Here is an 8172-nt window from a genome sequence, read left to right on the forward strand (position 1 = left end):
GGATTACCGACATGACCACTACCAAAACCTCCCTCCTGTGCGCGGCCGTGCTGGCCTGCATCGCCTTCACCGCCGGTGCGCAGCAGACGCAGCTGACGCCGGCGCGCGATCGGATCACCGACGAGACGATCCACGCCGACCTGACCGGCTACGAGCACACCCAGGGCCGTATCCAGGCGCTGAACGACGGCGGCCGCCCGATCCGCGACTACCATCTGTCGAAGGCGCAATGCTGGCTGGACGTGTCCTTCCACGAGTATTCGCGCAACGACCGCAGCGCCTTCCCGCAGGAAGCGCTGACCGAGTCGGAGAAGCTGATCGTGGGCATGGAGCAGGGCGTCACGCCGCTGCCGACCGATACGCCGCTGGTCAATGGTGCCGCCCGCGTGCGCGAAGACCTGTGGAAGCGCCTGGGCGCGATCCATGGCACGCCGGGCTTTGCGTGTGCGCAGCAGGCCGTGGCCTGCGGCGAGGTTGAACTGGTCCATGCGGGCAACGAGTTCAACCAGCAGCAGTGGCGGCATGCCAAGCCGTACATCCAGATCGCCGAAGACTGGGTGAGCGATGCCGAAGCCTCCACGCGCCAATGCGGCGCGGCGCCGGCGGTGCTGCCGGTGGACACGGTGCTGACGGCGAACGTGCTGTTCGAGTTCGACCGCTCCGGTCGCAGCGACATCCGCGCCTATTCGCTGCAGAGCCTGGACCGCGAACTGGCCCGCCTGCGCGAGGAAGGCCTCACCCTGGCCAAGGTCGAACTGGTCGGCCATGCCGACCGTCTGCAGGGTCGCGGCCACGACTACAACCAAGCGCTGTCCGAGCGTCGCGCGCAGACCGTGCGTGCGCTGCTGTTGGAGCGTGGCATTGATGCCGCCAACGTCACTTACAGCTTCAAGGGGGATGGTGATCAGGTGCAGCAGTGCGACGGCGTGAAGCCTCAGGCCGCGCTGCGCGAGTGCCTGATCCCGAACCGCCGCGTTGAAGTACGCCTACACGTCACCCGATGAAAGCGACACTGGTCGATTCGAGAGACGCCACTCGAGCGATAACCGACGGACAGTTCGCTGTCACCGCTTGCTTCAGATACAGGCAAGCTAATTTTGACTCTCGAGAGAGCTGAACTCGCTCCCAGAGGTGGGTGTCCACTTGTAGCCGCAAGTAGATAAACGAGTATGCAACTGCGTGTCGAAAGTACTACGGCTAAGGCCGACCTTCAGGCCGACATTAGCGACGGGTTTCCAACCCGTTGGGGCACAGCTTGTAACCCGCTTTCGATCGAAGCTGGGGAGAGGTGCTCCATGAGGCATGTTTTTCAAAGTATTGACAGGCGTGGGCTATCCTGCGACGGATGAACGAGCCAGAGAAAAACATCCTGAGGGCCAGCGCCACATCCGTTGCGTGGAGCGTGGACGTCATATCCTTCCTGCGAGGGGCGACTAGTGATAGCGAGTTGGACATTCACGATGCGGCTGACGCACTGCGTATGACGCTAAGCGTCTGGATCGCAGGATCTGCCTCCAATGATTCGCTCCTGACCCCCCGGCACCTCCGCTGAGCATAACTTCGGTTCGAAGCCACTCGGCGTGGAGCGGGTAGTAGCGGTTGAGTGCCGTTTACACCGAGGCCTCGATCACCGCGCTGAACTCCCTCCTGCATTTGCCGGACAGCGATGCCCTGGTGGCGTCTACGGCCGTACTGCGCATGCAGGAAAGGAGGTTAAGGATGTTTATCGGGGAGGCCGATGGCATGGCAGCTTCCGACCCAAAGCAGACCTTCGTCCACTGCCTCGGACTCTTAGACTCCTTGCCATTCAAAGCCGGGGGAGCGTCGGACTAACATGCCACGGGCGAGCAATTGGCTGATCAAGGGGGCGCAGATATGCTGACGCGCTGATTCGCCTGCAGCATGGCATTGGCGCCAAAGCGATTCGTGCACCTGCCTCGACGCCGGCGATTGCCTCCACTTGCGCGCCGAGATTTCGCCCGACCGATACTGGAAAGAACCGTAGTGTGTTCTCGAGATCCAGAGTGGCAACCGATGGACGTCCGTCTCGCAGCGACGTTCACTGCCATCAATGGGGAATCCCGATACTCGGGTAGGGTAATTCGGTTGTTTGATTCCTAGGCTGAATTCAATGACGCACTCCCGAGGCCGCCCGCCGTTTCCCGACCTACTCACGCCTGCGGAGTGGCGTGTAGTTGAGGCAGTTCGTCATGGACTCAGCAATCCTGACATTGCGCGCCGACAGGGGGTCAGCGTGGATGCCGTTAAGTACCACGTCGCCAACGCACTTCAGAAGCTGGGACTCAGCAACCGAAAGGCGCTGATGCAGTGGTCTGGTGTGGCCAGATCTAGCGCGCTGCCACAAAGCGAGATGTCGCGATCTATGAACATTCAACTCGGCCCAGTCGGGCAAATTTCGCGCAGCGTGTCCAACATCGAGGACGCCAAGCGCTGGTACGGCGAGGTGCTTGGCCTGCCGTTCCTATACGCCTTCGGAAACATCGCCTTTTTCGACTGTGGTGGACTGCGCCTTTTCCTAGCGGAAGGCGATGGCGATGCCAATTCCATCGTGTACTTCCGCGTGACGGACATCCACGCTGTGGTGAAGTCGCTTCAGGCGCGAGGAATCGAGTTCGTCAACGCACCGCACATGATTCACAAGCATGCCGACGGGACGGAGGAATGGATGGCGTTTCTGAAGGATAACGAAGGCCGGCCCTTGGGCCTTATGTCCAGCGTCGGGCCCTCCACTGCAGAAGGCAAGTCTTGAGGGTTCGCCCACCGGCCCATGCGATGGGTCTCTGCAGGCAGAGCCTTCCACGGCCGGCAAGCAAGATCATCTCCTTCGAGCCAGAGTTTCGCTGAAGCATGCTCGGCCGTTCACCAAGGAAAATCCATGCGACTAGCCCTAGCTGTCATCCTAGTCATGGCCTGCCGCACGGCGGGCGCTGCGGGCATCGAATTTCGGACGCCGCCAATCGAACCAGGATCGCCGCCGATCGTGCAGGTCACGGGTCTTGCGGACGGCCAAGTTGTTCGTCTTTGGACCGTAAGGAGTTTCACCAAGTGGCAGGAGGTGGAAGGGCGGTGGGTGGAAGTTCCCGTGACGCTCTACGCCTGGGCAGACTTTGTGGCCGTGAAAGGGCGTGTCGATAGCACGGCCATGCCCAGCCTTCAGGGCACTTATCGCGGACGAGATCCCTACGGTCTGATGTGGTCGGGAAGGACTAGTGATGATCCGGTCGTTGCCAACGCCGGAATGCCCGCAGCAAGCGATTCGAGTCCCGGAAAAACGTTCGTCGTCGCCCAATCCGGGACAACGGAGCTAGCTCGCGGAACGCTGAGTAGCGGCGAACCGGAAGGGCTTCGCGTGGTGGGAATGAACGAGGGGGGCATTGCCGGTGTATATGCAGCACCCACTGACGGCAAGGTCCATCCGGTCGTGTTGTTACTGCATGGCAGCGAAGGTGGGAGCAGGGACGGTGCCCGAGAGCTTGCCGTCAGATATGCAGCACAAGGATACGCGGCATTTGCGGTCATCTACTTCGCATACGACCTTGCCGGGATCAGCGGGGTGTCGCATCAACACGTGAATACGCCCATCGAGTGGCTGGACACGGCCAGGCACTGGGTGGCCGATCAGCCTGAAGCTGATGCGTCCCGCATCGGCGTTTACGGCCACTCAAAAGGCGCGGAGTTCGCCGCCGTCGCTGCAGTTCGGTATCCGTGGATCGACGCGGTTGTCGCCTGCGTCCCGACCGATGTTGTGTGGGAGGGCTACGGGTTTGACGATGAGCGAAATCGGCCTGAGAACAGATCGGCCGCGCCTGAGTTCGTTTCTTCCTGGAGCTGGAGGGGCGCACCACTGCCATACATCAAGCTCCGGCCCTTTCATTGGCGTCAACCTCAGGAGTACTTCAATAACACCGAGCGGTATGAGCTTTCTCGGAAGGATGACCCTAAGCGAGCAGAAAGCGCGGCCATACCGATCGAGCAAAGCGAGGCCAAGTTCCTTCTCTTGGGGGGCGAGAAGGACGAAGTGTGGGCATCGGGTGCCATGGCGCTGGCACTGGCTCGCCGATTCAATGGGCTGCCGGCAGAGCGTCAGCCGCTCGTGCACGTTTTTCAAGGGGCGGGGCACAGCATCTGTGGCGACGGAACCTACCCGCCAAGGGTCTACGGGACAACCAATGCGGATCCGCGATCGCGTGACTTGGACAGTGAGGGTGCAGCCGCGGCTCGCGCGTGGGAACTGACAAAGGACTTCTTTGCTCGTGAGCTAAGCCCTGGGCGAAACCACCGAGCAAACGACAACTGACCGGTTCGGTGACTATCGGATCGGCTGGTTCCGCTCCCGGGCAGGATCATCTGGTCTCGGGAACGGGGTCTCCGACCCATGCTCGAAAGACGAGATTTTTCCTCAGCCGTATCGCAACTTAGGAGCGTCGGGCAGCGGCGGCGACATTGAAGCCCTGCGCGTTGACGCACCGGTGCAATCAATGTCAAGAGGGTCTTGCATGAATTCGTGGTCGATCGTCTTTGGAGTTACGGGCGTCTTGGTCCTCGCAGGCGCATGCGTCTACGTCGCCGGCTTTGCGTTGCCAGAAGAGCACATTGCCGAGCGCTCGCGAAAAGTGCGCGCCACTGTCGAGCATGTAACTGAGCGGGTGCGAAGCGTGCAGGCGCAGCCGCATTGGCGACGCGATGTGACGCGTATCGAAGTCCAGATGTCTGAGCCAGGAAGGGCTCGCTACGTCGAATACACGGGTGGCGATACGATCGCTTTCGAGATGCGAGACTTAGAAGGTGACTGGCGCTTCGAAAGCCGTATCGTTTCGCCTGACTTGCCGTTTGGCGGACGCTGGCTGATTCGACTTGATGCGATTGATGAGAGCGCAACCCGTGTAACAATTCGCGAGGAAGGCGTTGTGCGATCGCCAGTGTTTCGCGCGCTCAGCCACTACGTGTTTGGTCACGCCGGGACGATGGACGCGTATCTCGACGACTTGGAGCAGTCATTCGAGGAGGAGGACGGCGGTGGGTCGTGAAGCGCTGTGCAATGGCCAGCTGGGCCGAGAATCAGGCGGGGTTCTGGCGCAACTCGAAAGCCATGAACTTCGGATTCGCGGCGACTTCAATGCAACGCTGAGCTTTTCTGACCTCCGGTTCGCCAGGGTAGAAGGTGAAATACTGGAGGCCGAAACACCACAAGGCCACGTGCGCCTGTCCCTTGGCCTGACGGAAGCGCGCAAGTGGCTAGACCGCATTTCGAATCCGCCGTCGCTTGCGAAGAAGCTGGGAGTTCTCCGCGGCATTCCTGTTCATGTCGTGGGAACACCGCCTGAGATAACGGCACAGCTTGTGGAGATGGGCGCGGATAGGGTCGAACAAGCGGAGGCTAAACTGGCCTACATAGCCATTTTGACGCATGAAGATCTTAAGCTGCTCGACGGGCTGGTACGGTATCTTCCTGAGGGCGCGCAGATCTGGGTCCTTAGGACAAAGGGTTCGCGCGCCATGGTCAAGGAGAGCGAGATAATGGCGCTCCTTCGCTCGCGTCGATTCGCTCCGAGTAAGACTGCGGCTTGGTCGGAACTTTACTCTGCAGATCGATACTCGCGCTCTGGCATCCCTCGATAGCCAGCGGCCAAAATGTCGCCGGCGAGGCGGCGAATGAAGTGCCTTGACTCTGCGCGGCGGCTATAGCTTGCCGGCTACTTTGTAGCGCTTCACACCTTGGGCAACGAGGGTTTCCAGCTCAGAGAAGAGCGGCGGATCGAGCGCCTCGAAGTTGAAGCAAGATTTACCCTGCATTCGCTTCCGCAGCGCAGGGCTGATGTTATCAAGCAGTTCCGGGAACTCGTACACGGGCATAAAGTGGAAAAGGTGCTTTCGGTTCGACACCTTCACTGCGCCAAAGAACGGGTGTTTGCCCTTTGCGTCGGGCAGGCCGCAATTTGCGAAGAAGTGCGATGGCTCGTCATGCACAACCTGAAGTCCGGTCGTGCACGAGCCAAGTAGATCGCGAAGTGCAGCGAAAAGTGACTTTGGAGCATGGTTGCCTGGCGTAGCTCCTGGCTGCGAGCGGCGCGTTGTCATGGCGTCCCCCCCTGGCTAGGCCGAGTGCGCAAAAAAGCCAGAACGATCATGCCAACAACAAGCCCGCCGACAAATGCCGCCACCGTGCCTTGAGTGACGAATCCAGCGGCGGTCATGTCAGCTTTGCTAAGCCACTCCGGATTGAGCCAGAGGATATAAATTGCGCTGATCAGCGATGTCGTCGTTGCCGCGCCAGCGCAAACGGCGATGACGTCCGGTGTTCCAGAACGATAGGTCAGGTGGCCAATACGGGTGCGAGACCGTCGCAGCGCAACCACAAGTCCGGCGATCGGAAAGATGATCGAAAAAAAGCCAGTGAACCGACCAATGTCGGTGCTCTCGGAGTGAAGCCCGAGCGCGAATTCGGTCCACATCCAAAGCCCCGTGGCAAGGCCAACCAGAAGGCCGATCAACAGGCTCGTGCGCATGATTCTCTTATTCCCTAGTGGTCGTAGTGGAGGGTTTTATTGGTGCTATTTGGAGTTTCCAAAAGCATCTACGGTTTCGGGAGACTCGCGATCAATGCGAGGCGATCACCAAGTGCCTGATGCCCGGCTTGGTATGCAAAGTCGCTCGCGAGCTTGCCTTCCTCATTACGTGCCTTTGCATCTGCACCATAGAGCAACAACATCGCCACAACAGGTAGATTTCCCGCAGCAGCGGCTTCATGGATCGGGCGCATTAGTCGCTGCTGCGTCACATTTGGATCGGCACCAGACTCGAGGAGCAACTGCAAAGTACCGTAGTCTGATCTCGCTACCGCAGCGTGGATCGGCGCGACCTGCAATGTGTTGCTCGCCTTCGCGTCAACATTCGCGCCGGCGTCGATGAGGAGCTTGGCCACGGCGGGCTGACGAAAGAAAATTGCAAGTCCAAGTGGCGTGAAGCCATCGGTGGCGTACTGGTTGACGTCCGTTCCGCGTGCAATGAAGCGACGGACGGCGGCTAGATCGCCAACGACGCACGCTTCGAAGAAGCTAAGTTCGCTCGTGCGTTCCCGAAGTATGGAAACCATCTCTTGACGCTCGTTGTAGGCGGCGAACAGGAGCGGCGAGACGCCTTGATCCGAGCGTTCAGCAATCGAAGTGGGGTCCTTCTGCGTCAACGCAAGCAACGCGGGGACGTCGTTAGACCGTATCGGAGCAAAGAGAGCAGGCTCAGCGGCATGTGTGCTCCCGCACGTCGCGAGAAGCAGCAAGAGAAATATCGGTGACTTGCGTTTCATATCTTTCTCCTTGATTGAGGTTGTGATGCGAGCGGGCGTAAATGCAGCCCAGGCTTTCAAGTCCGCATGTCGGGGCGCGAGACTGCTGGTCGGTACGAGGCGCCCCAATTGGAGATTAGACTCGATTGGCCCGCACCTTCCCGGGACCCGACTTTGGTGAGGTTTCGTATGCGACGCTTCTGCAGTCGGCCGGGAAGTGATGTTCGACGGTGCGAGTGGTGTGGTCTTTGCGTCGGGCGACTTCTCGCATGAACGGCAGACGATGTGCGCACCGCCTGTTGTGCGCCTCCACGTGTGCTGAAGGACTTTCCGACCGAAGGTTGCGATGTCTAGTCATGATTCAAACTTACGGCACGGCCAAGCGAGTTTCCCTACCCGAATTGCAGGAGTGTCACTAATCGGGAGGAAGCGCGCTGGCTTCGCCACCAGCGCCTTAGGGGATGTTCCGGCTGTCGTGGGGGAGTTCGTCCAGTGATTCTCCCGGAGACGGCGTGAGGCAAGTAGCCAGCCCCACCGCAGGCGTTCGTGGGCGTCTTGAATGCTTGCTGCAGCGGCAGCATCATGCATGACCAGTCAGGTCAGGCCCTACCGCTACTGCTTGGACGCCAAGGCCATTGGTTGGATCGAGGATGTGGTCCCGAACGCCGAGAGCCGCATGATCACTGAGCTGGTCGAGTTCTTCCCGAAGCACGGCTTGAGCCGACTCCAAGCGGAGTCGGTGCTTCGCGATCGGGGGGACTGGACCGGCCAGCCTTTCGTAGACATCCGGTTGCCATAATTCATGGCAATGACCGAGGTGTTTATGGGCAACAGCAAGCAGTACACGGATGAGTTCCGTGCCGAAGCGG

The 8172-nt window shown here is 60.0% G+C and carries 9 protein-coding genes; 5 read left to right on the top strand and 4 right to left on the bottom strand.

Going from position 1 to position 8172, the window contains the following annotated elements; all coding sequences use genetic code 11:
• Positions 1–11 precede the first annotated feature (11 nt).
• From ACVOLL_RS17270 to ACVOLL_RS17290, 5 genes are all read left to right on the top strand, one after another.
• Positions 12–1004 (top strand): OmpA family protein, encoded by a 993-nt coding sequence (locus tag ACVOLL_RS17270; protein WP_099497387.1) that lies wholly within the window; start codon positions 12–14, stop codon positions 1002–1004.
• A gap of 1127 nt (positions 1005–2131) precedes the next feature.
• A complete protein-coding gene (locus ACVOLL_RS17275) occupies positions 2132–2770 on the top strand; it encodes a LuxR C-terminal-related transcriptional regulator (RefSeq protein WP_099497898.1) in 639 nt (212 codons plus the stop codon).
• A 126-nt stretch (positions 2771–2896) separates the two neighbouring features.
• Complete coding sequence (locus ACVOLL_RS17280; protein WP_158230108.1) at positions 2897–4318, top strand: acyl-CoA thioesterase/bile acid-CoA:amino acid N-acyltransferase family protein; 1422 nt, start codon at positions 2897–2899, stop codon at positions 4316–4318.
• A 199-nt stretch (positions 4319–4517) separates the two neighbouring features.
• The gene (locus ACVOLL_RS17285) at positions 4518–5048 is read left to right on the top strand and encodes an SRPBCC family protein (protein WP_481514008.1); all 531 of its coding nucleotides are present in this window, start codon (positions 4518–4520) and stop codon (positions 5046–5048) included.
• Complete coding sequence (locus tag ACVOLL_RS17290) at positions 5038–5640, top strand: hypothetical protein (protein ID WP_099497901.1); 603 nt, start codon at positions 5038–5040, stop codon at positions 5638–5640. Before ACVOLL_RS17285 ends, ACVOLL_RS17290 begins: the two co-directional genes overlap by 11 nt.
• A gap of 60 nt (positions 5641–5700) precedes the next feature.
• Here the strand turns inward: ACVOLL_RS17290 and ACVOLL_RS17295 are convergent, their stop codons facing one another.
• The 4 genes from ACVOLL_RS17295 to ACVOLL_RS17310 all read right to left on the bottom strand — a co-directional run.
• Entirely contained in the window at positions 5701–6099 is a 399-nt protein-coding gene (locus ACVOLL_RS17295) for a hypothetical protein (protein WP_242877927.1), read from the bottom strand.
• The gene (locus tag ACVOLL_RS17300) at positions 6096–6527 is read right to left on the bottom strand and encodes a DUF4199 family protein (RefSeq protein WP_099497903.1); all 432 of its coding nucleotides are present in this window, start codon (positions 6525–6527) and stop codon (positions 6096–6098) included. The genes ACVOLL_RS17295 and ACVOLL_RS17300 overlap by 4 nt, the downstream gene beginning before the upstream one ends.
• 68 nt (positions 6528–6595) lie before the next feature.
• Positions 6596–7324, bottom strand: coding sequence for an ankyrin repeat domain-containing protein (locus ACVOLL_RS17305; RefSeq protein WP_158230107.1), 729 nt, complete (start codon positions 7322–7324; stop codon positions 6596–6598).
• A gap of 559 nt (positions 7325–7883) precedes the next feature.
• On the bottom strand, positions 7884–8172 hold a 289-nt coding region (locus ACVOLL_RS17310; protein ID WP_481514009.1), incomplete at its 5' end, for a hypothetical protein.

Source organism: Stenotrophomonas sp. STEN035, from assembly GCF_056759935.1.

Bases quoted from the DNA above. Each gene is read 5' to 3' on its own strand.
- ACVOLL_RS17280 (WP_158230108.1), top strand. From the start codon at position 2,897: ATGCGACTAGCCCTAGCTGTCATCCTAGTCATGGCCTGCCGCACGGCG.
- ACVOLL_RS17300 (WP_099497903.1), bottom strand. From the start codon at position 6,527: ATGCGCACGAGCCTGTTGATCGGCCTTCTGGTTGGCCTTGCCACGGGG.
- ACVOLL_RS17270 (WP_099497387.1), top strand. From the start codon at position 12: ATGACCACTACCAAAACCTCCCTCCTGTGCGCGGCCGTGCTGGCCTGC.
- ACVOLL_RS17275 (WP_099497898.1), top strand. From the start codon at position 2,132: ATGACGCACTCCCGAGGCCGCCCGCCGTTTCCCGACCTACTCACGCCT.
- ACVOLL_RS17285 (WP_481514008.1), top strand. From the start codon at position 4,518: ATGAATTCGTGGTCGATCGTCTTTGGAGTTACGGGCGTCTTGGTCCTC.
- ACVOLL_RS17295 (WP_242877927.1), bottom strand. From the start codon at position 6,099: ATGACAACGCGCCGCTCGCAGCCAGGAGCTACGCCAGGCAACCATGCT.
- ACVOLL_RS17305 (WP_158230107.1), bottom strand. From the start codon at position 7,324: ATGAAACGCAAGTCACCGATATTTCTCTTGCTGCTTCTCGCGACGTGC.